Origin of the sequence: Campylobacter concisus (assembly GCF_902460415.1) — a bacterium.
In the GTDB taxonomy this organism is placed as follows: Bacteria; Campylobacterota; Campylobacteria; order Campylobacterales; family Campylobacteraceae; genus Campylobacter_A; species Campylobacter_A concisus_Y.
Genome location: NZ_CABPTY010000002.1, coordinates 326,389 through 343,522 on the forward strand (window position 1 = coordinate 326,389; position 17,134 = coordinate 343,522).

The 17,134-nt window shown below is 37.2% G+C and carries 16 protein-coding genes and 1 tRNA gene; 11 read left to right on the forward strand and 6 right to left on the reverse strand.

What is annotated here, in order from left to right:
• The 11 genes from FZ940_RS05730 to FZ940_RS05780 form a co-directional block, all read left to right on the forward strand.
• A partial coding sequence (locus FZ940_RS05730) for a M20 family metallo-hydrolase (RefSeq protein WP_148822105.1) occupies nucleotides 1-1,184 on the forward strand: 1,184 nt, incomplete at its 5' end.
• Between the two features lie 10 nt (nucleotides 1,185-1,194).
• Nucleotides 1,195-2,514: an amidohydrolase gene (locus FZ940_RS05735; protein ID WP_148821889.1), complete on the forward strand. Its 1,320-nt coding sequence runs from the start codon at nucleotides 1,195-1,197 to the stop codon at nucleotides 2,512-2,514.
• Nucleotides 2,511-3,209: a dipeptidase PepE gene (pepE, locus tag FZ940_RS05740; RefSeq protein WP_148821890.1), complete on the forward strand. Its 699-nt coding sequence runs from the start codon at nucleotides 2,511-2,513 to the stop codon at nucleotides 3,207-3,209. The genes FZ940_RS05735 and pepE overlap by 4 nt, the downstream gene beginning before the upstream one ends.
• A 14-nt stretch (nucleotides 3,210-3,223) precedes the next feature.
• Entirely contained in the window at nucleotides 3,224-4,534 is a 1,311-nt protein-coding gene (gene dcuC / locus FZ940_RS05745) for a C4-dicarboxylate transporter DcuC (protein ID WP_148821891.1), read from the forward strand.
• An 11-nt stretch (nucleotides 4,535-4,545) separates the two neighbouring features.
• The gene (gene pepT, locus FZ940_RS05750) at nucleotides 4,546-5,769 is read left to right on the forward strand and encodes a peptidase T (protein WP_148821892.1); all 1,224 of its coding nucleotides are present in this window, start codon (nucleotides 4,546-4,548) and stop codon (nucleotides 5,767-5,769) included.
• Between the two features lie 59 nt (nucleotides 5,770-5,828).
• Nucleotides 5,829-6,818, forward strand: coding sequence for an argininosuccinate synthase domain-containing protein (locus FZ940_RS05755; RefSeq protein ID WP_148821893.1), 990 nt, complete (start codon nucleotides 5,829-5,831; stop codon nucleotides 6,816-6,818).
• Nucleotides 6,819-6,923: 105 nt separating this feature from the next.
• Nucleotides 6,924-7,000: transfer RNA gene (locus FZ940_RS05760), tRNA-Met, on the forward strand.
• Between the two features lie 268 nt (nucleotides 7,001-7,268).
• Nucleotides 7,269-8,420 carry a Cj0814 family flagellar-dependent secreted protein gene (locus FZ940_RS05765; RefSeq protein ID WP_148821894.1) on the forward strand — a complete coding sequence of 384 codons (1,152 nt, stop codon included), beginning with the start codon at nucleotides 7,269-7,271 and terminating at the stop codon, nucleotides 8,418-8,420.
• A gap of 106 nt (nucleotides 8,421-8,526) precedes the next feature.
• Nucleotides 8,527-10,281: a response regulator gene (locus tag FZ940_RS05770; protein ID WP_148821895.1), complete on the forward strand. Its 1,755-nt coding sequence runs from the start codon at nucleotides 8,527-8,529 to the stop codon at nucleotides 10,279-10,281.
• A 96-nt stretch (nucleotides 10,282-10,377) separates the two neighbouring features.
• On the forward strand, nucleotides 10,378-11,559 hold the full coding sequence (locus FZ940_RS05775; protein WP_103580456.1) for a Cj0814 family flagellar-dependent secreted protein: 1,182 nt from the start codon (nucleotides 10,378-10,380) through the stop codon (nucleotides 11,557-11,559).
• Between the two features lie 13 nt (nucleotides 11,560-11,572).
• Complete coding sequence (locus FZ940_RS05780) at nucleotides 11,573-12,364, forward strand: Cj0814-related protein (protein ID WP_410368984.1); 792 nt, start codon at nucleotides 11,573-11,575, stop codon at nucleotides 12,362-12,364.
• A 36-nt stretch (nucleotides 12,365-12,400) separates the two neighbouring features.
• Here the strand turns inward: FZ940_RS05780 and FZ940_RS09620 are convergent, their stop codons facing one another.
• From FZ940_RS09620 to FZ940_RS05805, 6 genes are all read right to left on the reverse strand, one after another.
• Complete coding sequence (locus tag FZ940_RS09620; RefSeq protein WP_262367605.1) at nucleotides 12,401-12,532, reverse strand: hypothetical protein; 132 nt, start codon at nucleotides 12,530-12,532, stop codon at nucleotides 12,401-12,403.
• A gap of 21 nt (nucleotides 12,533-12,553) precedes the next feature.
• A complete protein-coding gene (locus tag FZ940_RS05785; protein WP_148821896.1) occupies nucleotides 12,554-13,444 on the reverse strand; it encodes a Cj0814 family flagellar-dependent secreted protein in 891 nt (296 codons plus the stop codon).
• Between the two features lie 651 nt (nucleotides 13,445-14,095).
• On the reverse strand, nucleotides 14,096-15,691 hold the full coding sequence (locus FZ940_RS05790) for a relaxase family protein (protein WP_148821897.1): 1,596 nt from the start codon (nucleotides 15,689-15,691) through the stop codon (nucleotides 14,096-14,098).
• Between the two features lie 47 nt (nucleotides 15,692-15,738).
• A complete protein-coding gene (locus FZ940_RS05795) occupies nucleotides 15,739-16,068 on the reverse strand; it encodes a plasmid mobilization protein (RefSeq protein ID WP_072595324.1) in 330 nt (109 codons plus the stop codon).
• A gap of 363 nt (nucleotides 16,069-16,431) precedes the next feature.
• Nucleotides 16,432-16,719 (reverse strand): type II toxin-antitoxin system RelE family toxin, encoded by a 288-nt coding sequence (locus FZ940_RS05800; protein WP_035167048.1) that lies wholly within the window; start codon nucleotides 16,717-16,719, stop codon nucleotides 16,432-16,434.
• On the reverse strand, nucleotides 16,709-16,960 hold the full coding sequence (locus FZ940_RS05805; RefSeq protein ID WP_148821898.1) for a type II toxin-antitoxin system Phd/YefM family antitoxin: 252 nt from the start codon (nucleotides 16,958-16,960) through the stop codon (nucleotides 16,709-16,711). The genes FZ940_RS05800 and FZ940_RS05805 overlap by 11 nt, the downstream gene beginning before the upstream one ends.
• Between the last annotated feature and the right edge of the window lie 174 nt (nucleotides 16,961-17,134).

The following is a 17,134-nucleotide window of genomic DNA, read 5'->3' on the forward strand; positions in this document are numbered from 1 at the left end:
TAGCATTAAAAGGTGGAGGGCTAACAAGGCTTGCATTTAGCAAAGAAGACTTGGAAGCTAGAAATTTTCTTATAAATTTAATAGAAGAAAATGGCTTTAAACTTAAAATTGACAATGTTGGCAATATCTTTGCCATATATGACGATGGCTGTGAGCCAGGCAAGAAGCCGGTTTGTGTGGGCTCTCACATAGATAGTGTGCCAAATGGCGGCTTTTATGACGGCACACTTGGTGTCATGGCAGGACTTGAAGCATTAATCTCGATAAAAGAAGCTGGCATTAAAATAAAGCGTCCGCTTTGGTTAATTAACTTTTGCTGTGAAGAGTCAAGTAGGTTCAAGACAGCGACCATTGGCAGCAAGATAATAAGCGGCAAACTTGGTCTACAAAGGCTTCATGAGCTAAAAGACGAAGATGGCATTTCGCTTTTTGAAGCGATGAGTAAATTTGGACTTGAACCACAAAATTTAAATGATTCTATTTTAAAAGAACACTCACTTCATTCATATTTAGAACTTCACATTGAACAAGGCCCAGTGCTTGAGCGAAGTGGCATAAGCGTTGGTATAGTAAGCGGTATCGCCGCTCCTATAAGATTTGAAATTATTATTCATGGTAAGGCAGATCACAGCGGTGCAACTCCGATGAATATGCGCAGTGATGCTTTGCTGGCTGCTTCACACATCATAATCGCTGCCAATAAATTTGCTAAAAACAAAAAAACAGCTGTGGCTACTGTTGGTTACGCACATGCAAAGCCGGGCGTTTTAAACGTCGTACCAGGCGAGGCAAGGCTTGGAGTTGATCTAAGAGATATTGATAAAGTAAGCTTAGAAGAGCTAAATTTAGAGCTTAGAAATTTTATAAAAGAGCTAAGCGGAGAGCTAAATTTTAGTTATGAGATAAGAGAACTAAGCAGTGACGAGCCAGTAAAACTTAGCGAGCATGCTATAAATTTACTAAGCGAAGAGGCTACTAAACTTGGCATAAAAACGCTTACTTTGCCAAGCGGAGCTGGACACGATGCGATGAATCTAACAAAACTTGCAAGTAGCGTTGGCATGCTTTTTATACCTTGCGTTGGCGGCATCAGTCACAATATAGCAGAAGCTATAAATTTTGATGATGCTTTCAAAGCTACACAAATTTTAACAAATGCACTAATTAAACTATCAAATGAATAAGGAGAAACCTATGGATAAGATAGCAAATTTGGCTCTTTCTTTAAAAGATGAGCTGATCAAGGATCGCAGGTATTTTCACTCACACCCAGAGACTGGCTGGTTTACATTTTTTACAACTGCTGTGCTAGCAAAGAGGCTTAGTGATCTTGGTTATGAAATAAGCCTTGGCGACAAAGTCGTTAAAGCGGATGCAAGGCTTGGTCTTGGCTCGAAAGAGCAGTGCGAAAAAGCAATAGAAAGAGCCAAAAAACTCCTAAGTCCTGAAGAAGCAAAATATCTTCCTTATATGAAAGATGGCTTAACAGGCCTAACTGCCTTTATAGATACAAAAAGACCTGGTAAATTTACAGCATTTAGATTTGACATTGATAGTGTTGATGCAACAGAGAGTGATGAGCCTACTCACAGACCTTATAAAGAGGGTTTTGGCGCAGACATCGCTGGTATCACACATGCTTGTGGGCATGATGGTCATATATCGATAGGTCTTGGTGTGGCAAAACTTATAGCTGAAAATTTAGATGAGTTTAACGGCAAATTTAAATTTATCTTCCAAACAGCAGAAGAGGGCACAAGAGGAGCTGTGGCTATGGAAGCTGCTGGTGTGCTTGATGGCGTAGAGTATCTATTAGGCGGACATATCGGCTTTCAAGCAAAAATCAATAGAGGCATCATATGTGGAACAAATAAGCTACTTGCAACTTCAAAATTTGACGTACATATCACTGGTCGTTCAGCTCACGCAGCAGGAGCACCGCAAGATGGTGCAAATGCACTTTTAGCCGCATCTCAAATGGCACTAAGCATGCATGGTATCACAAGACATGCAAAGGGCGTGACCAGGATAAACGTAGGCGTTTTAAAAGCAGGTGAAGGCAGAAATGTCATAGCACCAAACGGCTATCTAGCTTGCGAAACAAGAGGTGAAGACACAAATTTAAATGATTTTATGTATGAAAAATGCATGGATATCGTTAAAGGCGTGAGTGAAATTTACGGCGTCGAGAGCAAGGTTGTAAAAACTGGCGGCACAAACGGAGCCGATAGCGATAAAGAAGTAACTGAAATTTTCTATGAAGCTGCAAAGCAAAGTCCATTTATAGATGATGATAAGATCGTAAAAGAACTTGATTTTGGTGCTTGCGAAGATTTTGCTCATTTTATGAGAGCCTTGCAAGATAAGGGTGCAAAGAGTGGCTATATGATGATAGGAACAAATTTAAAAGCAGGCCATCACAACTGCAAATTTGACTTTGATGAGGAGTGTTTGGTGGCTGGAGTCGATGTCTATCTAAGATCTGCTTACAAATTAAATGGAGTAAAAAAATGAAAAATGCTTTACTAATCAGTGCTTCAAGCTATCAAGATACTGGCTATTTAAGGCACTGCAAAAACTGGGTTAAGGAATTTTTAGGTGAATGCGGCAAGGAAGAAATTTTATTTATCCCTTACGCTGGAGTTAGGCGAACAAATGACGAGTATGAGCAAAAAGTAATTGATAGATTAAAAAATAGCAATATAAAATCAATCCATCACTACGAGGATAAAATTTCAGCTATCAAAAATGCTAGCAGTATCGCAGTTGGTGGCGGAAATACCTTTATGCTGCTTTACACGCTTTATAAGCTAAATTTGATTGAGCCTATAAAGGAAGCTGTGGCAAAGGGCACAAAGTATTTTGGCTGGTCGGCTGGCGCAAACATAGCTGGCAAGACGATGATGACGACAAATGATATGCCTATCATCATGCCAAAGTCATTTGATAGCTTAAATATCTTCCCATATCAGATCAACCCGCACTTCATAAGTGGCAAGCTAGCAGGCCATAACGGCGAGAGCAGGGAGGAGAGGTTGGAGGAATTTTTAATAGCTAATCCAAAAGAGACTATTTACGCTTTGCCTGAAGGTACGGCTCTGCTCATAGAGGGTGGCGAGGCCCAGGTCATAGGACACAGTGAAATTTTAAAATTTGAGTATCAAAAAGAGATAGAAAAAATAGAAGTTGGAACTAAATTTAAAATCTAAGCAAGGAGAGAGGTATGGAAACATTTAAGCTAATTGCTGCCATTCTTGGCATCGTGGCTGTTGTAGCACTTCTTGTCTTAAAAAAAGAGACAAGAACGGTGCTAATAGGCGTTGGTTTGGTGCTTTGTATAATCGCACTAAAACCTATGGGGGCATTAAGTGCTTTTACTGACTATATGACTAAAGCAGGGCTTATAAAAGCGATTTGTGCAAGTATGGGTTTTGCATTTGTTATGAAATATACAATGTGCGATAAGCACCTTGTTGCGCTTCTTACAAAGCCGCTTAAAAATGTGGGTTTTATATTGATCCCCGCAACAACCGTGCTAACTTACTTTATAAATATCGCTATCCCTTCAGCTGCAGGATGCTCCGCTGCTGTTGGTGCTACGCTTATACCGCTTTTAATGGCTTCAGGTATCCGCCCAGCTATGGCTGGTGCTGCTGTTTTTGCAGGGACATTTGGTGGAGTTTTAAGCCCAGGATCGGCTCACAACGTCTATGTGGCTGATCTTGTTAAAAAGACGGTTGAGGGCTACACAGTTCAAGATGTCATAAAAGTGCAAATTCCAAGTGCATTTACTGCTCTTGTTATCGTAGTGATCGCGTTAGTTGTTGTTGCGATACTGCTTAAAGACTATCAAAAAAATACAAATTTCACTCTTGAAAATAGTAACACTAGCGAAGAGAAACCGCTATTTAAAGTAAATTTCATCTACGCCATTATGCCTCTAGTTCCACTTGTTATCTTGGTTATTGGCGGAACAAGCCTTGCGAAAGATTATAGCTTTCTTGCATGGACAAAGATGGGCGTTGCTGAGGCGATGATACTAGGTGCTATCATAGCTATCTTTGCTACGCTTACAAATCCGCAAAAGATCACAAAAGAATTTTTTAACGGAATGGGCCACGCTTATGCCGATGTTATGGGTATCATCATCGCAGCTGGTGTCTTTGTCGCTGGCTTAAAGGCATGTGGAGCCGTTGATGTGGTCATCGCATGGCTAAAAACAGATCAAAGTTACGTTAAATTTGGCGGAACATTTGTGCCATTTATCATGGGTATAGTTACAGGTTCAGGCGACGCTGCTACATTTGCATTTAACGAAGCTGTCACAACAAATGCCGCTGCGCTTGGCTTTGAGCAAGATAAGCTTGGTATGGCCGCAGCTATTGCTGGTGCTTTAGGTAGATCAGCTTCCCCGATTGCCGGTGCTGCTATCGTTTGTGCAGGCATTGCGATGGTTAGTCCAGTTGAAATCGCTAAAAGAACATTTTTAGGTATGTTTATCTCTGTTGTGGCGATCGCATTTTTTGTCATCTAAAAGGATTAAAAATGGATATCGTAGAGAGGTTTTTAAACTACACAAAATTTAACACTACAACAAATAAAGATAATGGGTTAAAAGGTGTCATGCCTTCTAATCCAACCGAGTATGAGCTGGCTAAGTTTTTAAAAGAAGAGCTTAGCTCGCTAGGCATAAAAGATATCATCTTGCAAGACAATGCTATCTTGATAGCAAAAATTCCTGCAAACTGCGAAAATGCTCCAAGTATTGCCTTTTTTGGGCATTTAGATACAAGTAGTGAGCAAAAAAATGATACTAAAGCTAAGATAGTAAAATACACAGGTGGCGACATCTGCCTAAACGAAGAACAAGGAATTTATCTAAAATTTAGCGACAATCCAGAGCTTAAAAAATACGTTGGTGACGACATAGTCGTGACTGATGGCACTAGCTTGCTTGGAGCTGATGATAAAGCGGCGATCGCTAGCATTGTAAATATGGCTAGCTATTTTATGCAAAACCCTGAGATAAAGCACGGCAAGATCGTGATCTGCTTCGTGCCTGACGAGGAGCAGGGCTTGCTTGGAGCAAAAGCACTTGATGCGAGCTTGCTGGGAGCTGATTTTGGCTACTGCTTAGACTGCTGCGAGATAGGTGAGCTAATATATGAAAACTGGAACGCGGCTGACTGCACTATGGTCTTTAAAGGCGTTTCGGCTCATCCGATGAATGCAAAGGGCAAGCTTGTAAATTCGCTACTTCTTGCGCATAAATTTATCTCGCTTTTGCCAGGCGGCGAAGTGCCAGAGTGTACCGAGGGCAAGGAGGGCTATTTCTGGGTAAAAGAGCTTAGCGGAAACAGCGCGAAAACAACTCTTAAGATCGACATAAGAGAATTTGATGAGGTGAAATTTCAAAAAAGGCTTGAGTTTTTAAGTGATATGGCAAATTCTTTTAACAAAATTTATGGTGAGCGTTGCGAAATCACGCTAAAAACACGCTATGAAAACGTCTTTAAGTTCTTAAAAGATGAAAACTCACTTCCGATAAAACTAGCAAAAGATGCCTTTAGCGAGCTAAATATCACGCCAAATATAAAGCCGATGCGCGGCGGATATGATGGCGCTGTGATATCCGCAAAAGGTGTGCCAACGCTAAATTTATTCACAGGGGCAAACAACTTTCACTCTATCTATGAGTATTTGCCAGTTAGCAGTCTAAAAGCCGCGAGCGAAGTCATCAAAAAAATCGTAATTAACGCTGCTAAATAAACTTCATAAAAGCCTAGATTTAGTAAATTTAGGCTTTAAATTTTACTTTCAGGACAAAAATGAAGGCTTTAGCTTTGTTTAGTGGAGGGCTTGATAGCATGCTCTCTATGAAAATAATAAGTGATCAAAACATCGAAGTGGTCGCACTTTATATGGATACTGGATTTGGCGTAGATGAAGAAAAACATGAAATTTTAAGACGCCGCGCAGCTTTGGCTGGGGCTAGTTTACAAGTGGTTGATATGAGAAACGAGTATCTTCGCGACGTGCTTTTTAACCCAAAATACGGCTACGGCAAGCAGTTTAATCCATGTATTGACTGCCACGGATATATGTTTAAAACAGCTCTTAATATGCTAAAAAGCGAAAATGCAAATTTTATTATCACAGGCGAGGTCGTGGGACAAAGGCCGATGAGCCAGCGCAGAGATGCACTTTTCCAGGTTAAGCGTCTAGCTGATGATGAGGACGATCTAGTGCTTCGTCCGATGTGCGCCAAGCTTCTACCGCCAACAAAGCCTGAGCGTGAGGGCTGGGTCGATAGAGAGAGGCTACTTGACATAAGCGGGCGCGATAGGAAGCCACAGCTTGCTTTGGCAAAGGAATTTGGCTTTGAGGACTTTGCAACGCCTGGAGGCGGGTGTTTGCTAACGATCGAGAGCTTTGCTGTGAAGATAAAGGATTATCTAAATTTTGATAAAGAGATGCGAGATATCGATGTCGTGTGGCTAAAGCTTGGTAGGCATCTGCGCTTGCCAGATGGTGCAAAAATGATAATAGGACGTGACGAGAGTGATAATAACGCACTTTTAGCACATCCAAACGATAAATTTGAGCAGGTGAAATTTAAAGAGAGTGATGACATAGTAGGAGCTGTTAGTTTTATAAGTAAAAATGCTAGTAAAGCCGACAAAGAGCTAGCAGCAAGGCTCGCACTAGCTTATACGAAAGCAAGTAGAGAAAATAAATTTGAAGTTAGCATCGATAGCGAGAAATTTAGTATTACACCTGAGGATAAATCTCTAGCTCAAAATTATTTCGTAAAATAGACGTTTTATTGATTCTTGGTGCTTTTACTTTGTGTTTGTAGATAAAGATGGTTTTTATCTACAAATAAGTTTAAAAATTATATAATCCGAAACTTATTTTAAAGTGTCACGGTAGCTCAGCTGGTTAGAGCGCTGGTCTCATAAGCCGGAGGTCGGGAGTTCAAGTCTCCCCCGTGACACCATAGATGTCCTACTTATCGATACTTTAACTGCCCTTTTTGCAGTTTCCCTTTCTTTAAAATTTCCTAAAAGTATGGTACAGTTTTTATAAAAAGCGGTACATTTTTTCAGGATTGTTTTATTTTACAAGATGCTTTCTATAAATTTGCTTTTATTTTTACTGATAGATAAAATTTTTATCTCAAAGTGAACAAACTTAAATTTATCTCACTCTTAAATTTTCGGCACAACTTTTGCTTACTCTTTGAAGCTAAATTCAAGGAGTAAGCTATGAAAGTCTCTTATAACTCCATCTTAACAAAACAGCACTACCAAAAACAGACAAAAAACGAAGGTTTTGCAAATTTCTTACCTAACACTCCAAATATAAATTCGATCAGCCAAGTCACTATTCCTAAAAATGACTTTGTTTCATCTAGTAGTATTGACTCTCTTTATCAGGCCAAATTTACTTCACAAGAGGGCTATGGATATAGTGTAGATGCTAAAGGATTTATGGGAGCTGACTTTAACAAGGCTGCAGGCCTGCCACAGGACTTTAAAATCCACAAAAGCACGCTTGATGCGATAGTGCTACACAATCAAAAGCACCCAAACTTTACAAATATTTTAATGGATACAAGAAAGGATAATGCGCTATTTGGAGAGGATAGCTTTGCAAATATCGATCTAGCAGACACTATAAAGCAATACTATAAAATTTTTGATCAAATTTCAGCTGGAGTTATTAGTAAGGGTAAAGAATTTTACTCAAATGAAGATCTAGCAAAGATGCCAAAGGGCTACTTTTCAAAAGATAAAAAAATAGAGCATTACGAATACCTAATGGGTAGGATGACTAGCGATGAGATAGATGGGCTAACTGATAGGAGCAATGAAAAGATAACTCATGTATTTAGAACAACTCAAGACGTAGAAAATGCACGCAAGCTAATAAATGATCTAAGTGATATAAATGTAGAAGTCAATGGAAATTTCCTTGACTTCTCTCCAGAAGTGATGACAACTGAGCATACTATCCCTTATATGTGGGTTAGTAGTGCTGGATATGACTTCAAGCCTGATATGTCTGTATATGACAATGAACAAGGCTATACAAAGGAGCAAATCTTTGTAGCATTTTTAAAAAACGAGCAAGGTCTTGTGCTACAAGGTGGCACAACAAGAATAACTGACGAGGCTCGCAATGTATATAGAGACACACTCATACTTACAAAGCAAGATAGAAGCGAGATAGGCATACCAAAGGCTTATTATGATGAGATACTATCTGGTAAGAAAGATCTAAAAGATATACTAGCTAGGATTTTAAAGCTTAGAAATTTAGAGCTTAAAAAAGATCAAACACTTGAGGGGCTGGCAAGTAAGATAATGGACGTTTTAAAAGAATTTGATGAGAGGATGAAGACAAGAGAGCTATAAAAATATATAACATAGTAGGCATTCGCTCTAAGCCCTTTTAGACTATAAACTACTAAACATTTTTTATATTCGCCGATATAAGATATATATTTTAAAAGGATTTAAAATGAATGTATCACCAAATTTAGAGCCCATAAATATAAATTTACCCAAAGATATGATCTATTCAAGGGTCCTTCTTGGCGTAGATAGAGTGCAAACTTTAGACAACACAAATTTAAAGTCAGAGCTTAAAGACATCGCTACTAAGCTTATCTCAAATAGCACTTACTCTATCATCCAAAGCGCCAGCACCAGTGGCGTGAAGTCGGAGCATTCTAAAACAGATAGCGGGACAAACGATGCTTTTTCTTATAGAGACATCGAGAGGAGAAACTGGAGCAAAAAAGACTTTGAGAACAAGTATCTATTTGGACAAGATGCCTCAGCACTAAGGAAAGTGGATCAAACTAGTACCTATTTTTCATCTATAAATTCAAAAACTCCCATTAAGCCCATTGCTGCAGCAGATACTAAATTTACAAATTTAAATGATTACGCCTATGAAAAAACGATAAAAACCTCACTGGGTGATGTAGAGGTCTTTTTGGATCTTTATGACGATAATGACAAACTAGGCATAGGCAAGCTAGATGCAAATGGATTTTTATTTAACTTTGATAGCAACAAGGACGGAGTGATAAATTCTGGTGATAAATACTTTGACAAGCTAAAGGTTAGAGGCTACGATAAAGACGGTAATGAGAAAATTTTCAAACTAAGCGAAGTTGTAAGCGAGATAAACCTTAACGACTTTATTAAAAAGGATATTAGAAATTTAAGCCATGAGGCTATGGACTTTGCTAGCAAAAACACGGTTGATTACAGAGTTAGTTTAAACAACTCAAACCCTTATACTCTATTTTCAGCCGAGTATCGCTACCAAAAGATAGGCAAAGAAGAGACTAATAAATTTTTCAAAGACCATGCAGACCAAGACGGCTGGGTAGATCTTAGGGATAATAAGATATTTAACGAAGAGAGCGGTTTAAACAACTTTGCCTATGAGAAAGTTGGCTTTGACGGCAAGAAAAGGCTTAGTGAGTTTAACCCTATCATAAAACCTGCTGGATCTAAACAAGATGAGAGTTTTTCATACGTAGGCTATCAAAAAGATAGCTTTATGAAATTTTATAACGACTACCAAAAAGAGTCTGGCTCTCATAGCAAAGATGTAGAGTGGATAAGCAAAAATTTAAAAGAAAATGATGTAGAAGATGCAGATGATCTCATCTCAAAGCTAAAAACCACAAAGTCATCTTATATGATCGCTATGCAGAGTGAGTTTGAAAAGGCAACTGGGCTTGAGTTTAGCCTAGAAAATTTAGAAAGAGTAAAGCATGCTTTTGAGAGTGATACGAGCAAGGCAGCAGCTGCTCTCAAGGACACAGACAGCGTAATAGCTATGAAGCTAAACAAAAATGGCACTATCACGCTTAAATTTGATAGCGGAAGAGAGCTAGAGGTAAAAGAAATTTATAGTGACACTGGCAAGCTCATAAGCAAAGATGACAAAGATAGTAAAAGAGCAAGTATAAATTTAGATGCTAAGAGCATGAATGATGTAGAGCTAAATAGACTTGACTTTAAAGATATAGGCATAAAGCAAGATGATAAGATATCTAGCCTAAAAGAGCTTGGGGCAAAGCTCGTTAAAAACCTCTCTGATAAATTTACAAGTAAATTCCTAATCGGACTTGAAAACGGCAAAAGCATCACAACCAAAGAAATTTACAACATCACCTACCTTGAAAATGACCTCAAATTTAAAGAACTATCTAGCAAAGATAGGCTTTATAAAAAGGTAGATACAAGAGTTTAGGAGTAAATTTGTGCAGACTAAAAAGCCTTGGCAAAATAAATCTTTTCATAAAAAAGACGATATCTTTGGTGTGAGTTAAAGCTAAAAGGATATTAGATGATAAACACACTTGGTAGCTACCCCTTAAATTTAGAACAGAGCATAAAGGTATCAACCAAAGTTGCCACCAACCAAACTAGCTCTCTAGTTTTAGGCTACAAGGTAGATAAAGATGGCTACTTTACAGATGAGTTTAATAAACAAGCTGGCATACCAAGCGGATATAAAATTCACTCAAGCACGCTGGAGTCGTTAGTAAGGATAGAGACGCAGTCTGACTATATGCAAAGGACTTTTGATAACATCGACATACTAAAAACCGTAAATAATGCCTATAAAATTCTCTCCCAAGTAGTTGGCGAAGACACACTAAACTCAAAAGATAGCTTTAGCTTAGATGAGATAAGAAATTTCCCTCAAGGCTTTTCTTATAACCGCCAAAGTATGCAAGTAACCAAAATCCATAACTCCATTCATGAATTTGGCTCGGCTGCGGCTGATTTTAACGGCAAAGAGTCAAATAAGCAGATGATAAGCACGCTTTTTTTCAACCCAAGCTTTAAAGGAGGAGACGGCAGACAGCCACTAAAGCCAACAACAGATATCTTTAACAACAACAATGGCGGCAAGGAGAGTGTGGGAAGTGGTGTATTTATGGATCCGCATGGAGAGAAATACACTAATAAAGACGGCTCAATAACTAAAGGCGGACTTATAGCAGCCGTTATAAACAACAACCTTGATGTAAGAGAGGGCGAGACAACAGCACAAGGCAAAAGAGAAGGCTATGATAAGAGCGTAGATAGTAAAGAATTTAATAGGGCATTTGAGCTGTTTGATCTAATGGGTGAGATGAAATTTGGACCTGGCTTTATAAATGCTACTGATAATGACATAGCTGGCATGCCTAAATATATGCAAGACTACATTATATCTAAAAGAGACTTTGTCTATATCGACTTAGAAAGTGGCTTTGTCAGCACTCCTGAAGATAGGCGTAGGGGATATGAAGAAGACGAGCTATCATTTAAAAAGATGATGGAGCATAATCTAAAAATGCTAAAGCTACTCTTTGGTGAGATAGACAAAGATGGCAAAAAGAGCAAGGACTTTATGGATAGCTTTTTAAAATTTAGCATGCCACCTTTAAATTTAGTAAAAGAGCTAAATGAAAACCCAGCTGGAAAATACCTAGTAGATATGCTTGGCATAAAAAGAGATGTTGATATAAAGGCGTAAGGGAGGAGCTGAAATGTTTATTACTACCTATAACGGATCGATGCAATATAAAGAAATTTTAGATGACTACATAGCTCATGGCAATAAAAATTTATCTGCAGAAGATGAGAAAGCTAAAGTTGATGCTTATATGCAAGGACCATTTGGTGTTGGACTAGATAAGATAATCGGTATAGAAGAAGGAACGGAAGACTGGATAACAAAAACCATAGATAAAATAGATAGTATGCTATCAAACAAATACACCCCAGAAGAGCGAAAGGCTCTATACGGAAAATATCCAGAAACCATAGAAAAAGCGATAGATTGGGAACTTCAAGGCTATATGGATTTTCTGAGGGATAACTCTGTTGATGGCAGGCCAACAATATCTGGAAAGGTGGCTGGTCTTGGCACAAAAGAAGAGGAGGCTGACCTAAGAGCCTTTATAGATAGCATGTCGTCTCTTTATCCAAATAATAACAAGGAGTCTCTTAGTCTTTTAGATAGAACCGACCTAAGCATAGATGAATTTAAAACATTATTTGCCAAAGCAAGAGAGAAAGCAACAAAGGATGTTGAAGAGCAAAGAAAACAGATAATCAAAGAAGAGCAAGAATACAATGCAAATTTTGCCAAAGAGCAAAATGAGAAGAAATTTAAACCTATGCAGGTTAAGAAGAAGTATGAGACCTATGATATAAACAAGGATCAGAAATTTCTCTTTGCAAGAGAGCTTTTAAATTTCAAAGAAAAAAGAGGCATAGATGTCTTAGAACTTATGCAAAAGATAGATAAGAAGCAAATTTTAAATAAGATGGTTTGATGGATAAAACAGAGCTACCTTTTTAAATTTATCTATTTAAACTTTTGTCTCGTTTTGAAGCTTTGTGGCATGAGCTAGCACACTATCTACTATCTCACCAGCACTTTTGCCATCTTTTGAAGTGAGCAAATTTCTCTTTAGTAGCTCTTCTAAGATAAATTTGATCATCTTCTCATTTTTTAAAAGCCTTTAGAGAGGCACTATATCATCAGCTAGGCTTTGCTCACTCATTAGCTTTGAGTAAGAGCTTGCCTCCACACTAAGCTTCGTCTCGCCACTATCACTAGCGATAGGGCTAAAACTCTTTAAAAATCCCACAAACAAACCAGCACTGCTATAAGTATCATCTGCTTGATATACCGACATATCAGGGTTAAATGTATATTCGTCACTGGCTCTTGTGTCAAGATGCTCTTTACTAAAATTTAGCTCATAGACCTCGTTGCTTACTCCAAAGCCTCTAAGCTCATCTCTAACGCTCTTTGCATCATTAAATTGATCAAATGTTTTATATACATTTGTAACAGATATTAAGCTCACATCTTTTAAGAAATTTGCATTTTTACCAAAGGTTTTTTGGTTAGTATCCATGCTAAAGCCTTTTGGTAAATTTGCTAGATCAGCTTCACTATATCTATCTTTTTCATCCCCCACAATGCTTTTAAAAAGTTTATAGTAGTGCTTTGTTGTATCAGCTACGTCTATCTTTTCAAAAGCAGGCTTACTTCTATCTTGTGTGAAGAGATATGTTTTGTTGTTATATCTAACTATCTCATCAAGCGTGCTTTTGTGGATTTTAAAGTCCTGTGGCAAGCCTGCTGCTTTGTTAAAGTCAGCTCCCATAAAGCCTGCCTTATCCACTGTGTAGCCATAAGCTTGAAGATCACTGAAATTTAAAGAGATGAGGCTGTTTTGTGAAGAAGAGACGTAGGTAAATTTAGCAGGCTCTTGGCTTGGCTTAATGCTCTCTTCTTTAGTCTTTTTGTTAAAGATATCACTAAAATTTGTAGATCTATCTTGTTTGTGTTGTTGCTTGGTGTATGAATTTATATTGGTGCCTAAGATGCTAATATCATTCATGGCTTGCCTCCTAGCTTCTTACTTGATACCAAGCAAAACGTATTCCAACCCACAAAAATAAAAAATCAATCTATCTATGGGTTAAATTTATTATTTCAAAGCCTAATATCAAAAATCAATAAAAGATGCAAAATTACTTTTTTTAGCTTCTTGCTTTTTAAGTTTTAATTAAAGTAACCATAAAATAATTGACTATCCAAATTTATCAGTCAAAATAAACAAGTGACAAATATGCCAATCACAAAAATTACAAAAATTTACTTTTACTAAGTCATTCTTTGGTGGGACTGATTTAATTCCAGTATGCGCCAAAATTCAATTCAGATATTAGGGCGAGCATACTCTATGTAGCTACAAAATGTTACCATTTGTTGCTCCATAGAGGCTCGCAAGGAGAGCTTGCCGCTCCCTTGACCCACGCTAAAAAATATTTTCTTAATTAAAAATGGCCATGCAGGATAGGCTATTTTTAATAAAATATTAAGTTTACTAAGGGTAGCCATAAGTATAAAAAATAATTAGACTAAATTATTTTTTGTGGTCTGCAAAATATATTTTAGTAGATTTTTAAAATGGCAACGTAACAAATAAGGTTTTTTGGAAGTAATAAATGAGATGGTTTGTCTAATAAACTTAATATAGTCGCTAAATTTAAAACATATCTTCTAGGCTTTGAGTTTTTTCCTTGCATACATCACTTACATGGTGATGTATGCTGGTTTTTTTGGAGTATTCACGCTCCTCTATAAATTCTCTACATATTCTTGTAGCATCTTGTGCTCTATCTGTAAGCTCTCGTATGCTTCTCTCAAATTTTGGAATTTTTCTTCTGAATTTTTTAATTTTTCTTCCAAGCAAGATATTGAACTCTCGTACATATCTCTTTGTTGCTGCAAAGATTCCGTTAAGGCGTCGTTGCAATCTTTGTTCAAGCTCTTGACTTTCTTTATTAGCGCTGTCACATTTGTCCGTAATATCACAAGCTCCTTCTCGCAGTCTTGTTGCAAATTCATTATTTCTAATTCGTGTCTGTTCCTTTCGTCTTCGATCATCTTGGTCAAGCGCTCGTTCTCTTCTAGCAATGCTTTCTCTAATGCTGTCATCCTCTACTCCATTTTCATTAATATAAATTTCCTGCGCTCGTTCTCTGTTATCTCTTCGTCTTTTGGAATCGATATGTAATATTCCCTCTGGGTCTTGTCTGCAGTAGGTCGGCTGTATCTCCATTGTTTTGGTATCATCCAAACCATTTCGTCCTCTAACTTCTTCTCTTTTATCATCCAGCCAGCCACTGCTCCCAATACTAGTGTGATAGCCGCTGATAGCAAGATTATCACCGATCTGTCCTTGTGATGCAAGGATATTGTTTTTTGAAGTTCTTTCGACATATCTTTCTTGATTAAATCTATCTCTTTTAACAATAAGCTCCTCAAGTTTTCGCCTATTTTCTCTGCACTCTGCTTGTGTATTTCTATCATGGAATTCTCTAATTCTTCTGCTTGAGCTTTGGCTGAGTTCTCCAAGTCTTTGAGCACTGGTGAAGTCTGCATCGTATATTCCTCCTTTTAGACGATTTTTTGTTTTTTTAGTAGGCAGTATGATCGTTATGCCTTTTTTGTTGATCCTGGTTATTTCGATACCATTTTGTTTAAGAAGTTCAATCATGTGGTCTCTATTTTTAATATAGCCTTGCTTAACCAGATCGTGCAGCTTTTGGTCGAGCTCTTCTAAATTTTTATAATGATTGATGTTTTTCTTGCTAGACAATATAGTTTGCTCTTTTGCTGGATCATCTGGACTTGATAGTCCATACTCATCGTTAATGATCTTTTTAATTAGATCTATTCTAGTTTGATCATATTTAGCAAAATAAGGATTAAATGACCTGTCTGTTTCAAGATCTATCTTAGGGATAAGGAAATTTAACTCAAGCCGTCCATCCTTATCAGAATGCTCTACCCATAATACATTTGTACGTTCAAGCATATATTCACCCAAAAGAGCACGTTCAAAATCCTTAATGATTTTTAGTTTTTGCTCTTCAGTCAAAAAGTCATACTTCTCTTCAAATGATAAAACACCAAAACAGGTCTTTTGTTTATAGGTGATGCCTTTTATAATAGCTCTAGTTAAATTTTCATCACCTTTTATAACTCTTGCTGTTCCAGCAGCTTTTCTCTCATTTAAAAGATAATTTATGCTCCCAAGGCCACCACCAGTATAAGTACGAAGAAATTTAACTAGCATCACTAGTGCCTTTATTTGTATTGATGCAAAGTAAATCAAGCAACATATTATTTACCCAATGCTTCATACACTTTATGTAAGACATCATTATCGTCCGCTATGATCTCAATACCAACTCTATCTAGGCTTTGCCCACTATTTAATTTGGCAGCTATTTGGTTCATGTTTTGTCCATGTCTAGATAGTTCAGCTAAAAGCTCTCTCATAATTGGTGCATAAATCTGCTTAGACAACATAGCTCTTAGGGCAAATTTTGAGAAAGTTAGGCCACTTTCTTGTAATTTATCATTAATTACCAACCATTCTGCATTACTTAGCCTAAGTCTTTTAGTTATGACTTTGGTTACCTTGCGTTTTTTTATCTTTTCAGAACTCACGTAAATTTACTCCTAATCCAAGAAGAAGCCACTCAAAAATCCTATGTCATAAAATTTTTGGCAGACTTGCTCTTTAAATATCTTTTAAGGTTATTTTATAAAATTTCACAGCCTAAAACAAGGAATTCGGTAGGCTTCAGGCCGCTAAAATGCGTGTTTTTTAAAAATACTATGAAATATATAATATAATTTTTGTAGCTTTTAAATTTCTATTAAAAATTTAGTCTAGTATGAAATTAAGAAAATAAAATAATAAAAATGTAAGGGGTTATGCTCATCATAAAAGAGCACTTAGATAGGACAAGCTAATAACATAAAATTAGTTACTAGCAAATCACAGAAGACTAAAGTCTAGCTTTATGCTTAGTTAAATTTATCCTTTAGCATCTCGTATACTTCGTTGTTCTCTCTTTTGCCAACAACTAGCACCAATACTACGATCTCATCATCTTTTACTTGATATGCCAAGCGATAGCCGACATCTCTTAGCTTGATCTTATAGACATCTTCATAGCCTCGTAGCTTGTCCTTTGCAACCTTTGGGTTTTCTAGACGCTCACTTAGCTTCTTTTTAAACTGCACTTTTATGCTATTGTCTAGCTTTTGCCACTCTTTTAAAGCACTTGGCAAGAACTCTAACTCATAGCTCATCTAGACTTACTTTTACTGGTTTTTCGCCACTTGCTAAGGCAGTATCTACTGCTTTGCTTATATGATACTCTTCTATTATCTCTGCCATCTTTTCATAGACAGCGCTAGGTACTAGATATGCACTAGGGACATTGTGATTTAGTATAGCTACGACATTATCTCCGGCTTGTTTTAAAATTTGAGCTGGAGACTTTTTTAGCTCGCTTATGCTAGCTGTAAAATTTGCTTGTATGGTTTGCATTTTTATCCTTTATTTAATACCTAAAATAATACTAAATAAGATATAAGAATAGTCTTAAAATTTATACTTTGAAATTTATCCCTACTCATTTTCATACGATACCATCTCTACTTTAGCCTTTAGTGTGTTTGCATTAATAGGCTTAGCATAATCAAAATAAGATAAACATTATTT

Coding starts and splice junctions, on each gene's coding strand:
- FZ940_RS05735 (WP_148821889.1), top strand. CDS start 1,195: ATGGATAAGATAGCAAATTTGGCTCTTTCTTTAAAAGATGAGCTGATC.
- FZ940_RS05785 (WP_148821896.1), bottom strand. CDS start 13,444: ATGAATGATATTAGCATCTTAGGCACCAATATAAATTCATACACCAAG.
- FZ940_RS05800 (WP_035167048.1), bottom strand. CDS start 16,719: ATGAGCTATGAGTTAGAGTTCTTGCCAAGTGCTTTAAAAGAGTGGCAA.
- FZ940_RS05780 (WP_410368984.1), top strand. CDS start 11,573: ATGTTTATTACTACCTATAACGGATCGATGCAATATAAAGAAATTTTA.
- FZ940_RS05755 (WP_148821893.1), top strand. CDS start 5,829: ATGAAGGCTTTAGCTTTGTTTAGTGGAGGGCTTGATAGCATGCTCTCT.
- FZ940_RS05765 (WP_148821894.1), top strand. CDS start 7,269: ATGAAAGTCTCTTATAACTCCATCTTAACAAAACAGCACTACCAAAAA.
- FZ940_RS09620 (WP_262367605.1), bottom strand. CDS start 12,532: ATGATCAAATTTATCTTAGAAGAGCTACTAAAGAGAAATTTGCTCACT.
- dcuC (WP_148821891.1), top strand. CDS start 3,224: ATGGAAACATTTAAGCTAATTGCTGCCATTCTTGGCATCGTGGCTGTT.
- FZ940_RS05770 (WP_148821895.1), top strand. CDS start 8,527: ATGAATGTATCACCAAATTTAGAGCCCATAAATATAAATTTACCCAAA.
- FZ940_RS05790 (WP_148821897.1), bottom strand. CDS start 15,691: ATGCTAGTTAAATTTCTTCGTACTTATACTGGTGGTGGCCTTGGGAGC.
- FZ940_RS05775 (WP_103580456.1), top strand. CDS start 10,378: ATGATAAACACACTTGGTAGCTACCCCTTAAATTTAGAACAGAGCATA.
- pepT (WP_148821892.1), top strand. CDS start 4,546: ATGGATATCGTAGAGAGGTTTTTAAACTACACAAAATTTAACACTACA.
- pepE (WP_148821890.1), top strand. CDS start 2,511: ATGAAAAATGCTTTACTAATCAGTGCTTCAAGCTATCAAGATACTGGC.
- FZ940_RS05805 (WP_148821898.1), bottom strand. CDS start 16,960: ATGCAAACCATACAAGCAAATTTTACAGCTAGCATAAGCGAGCTAAAA.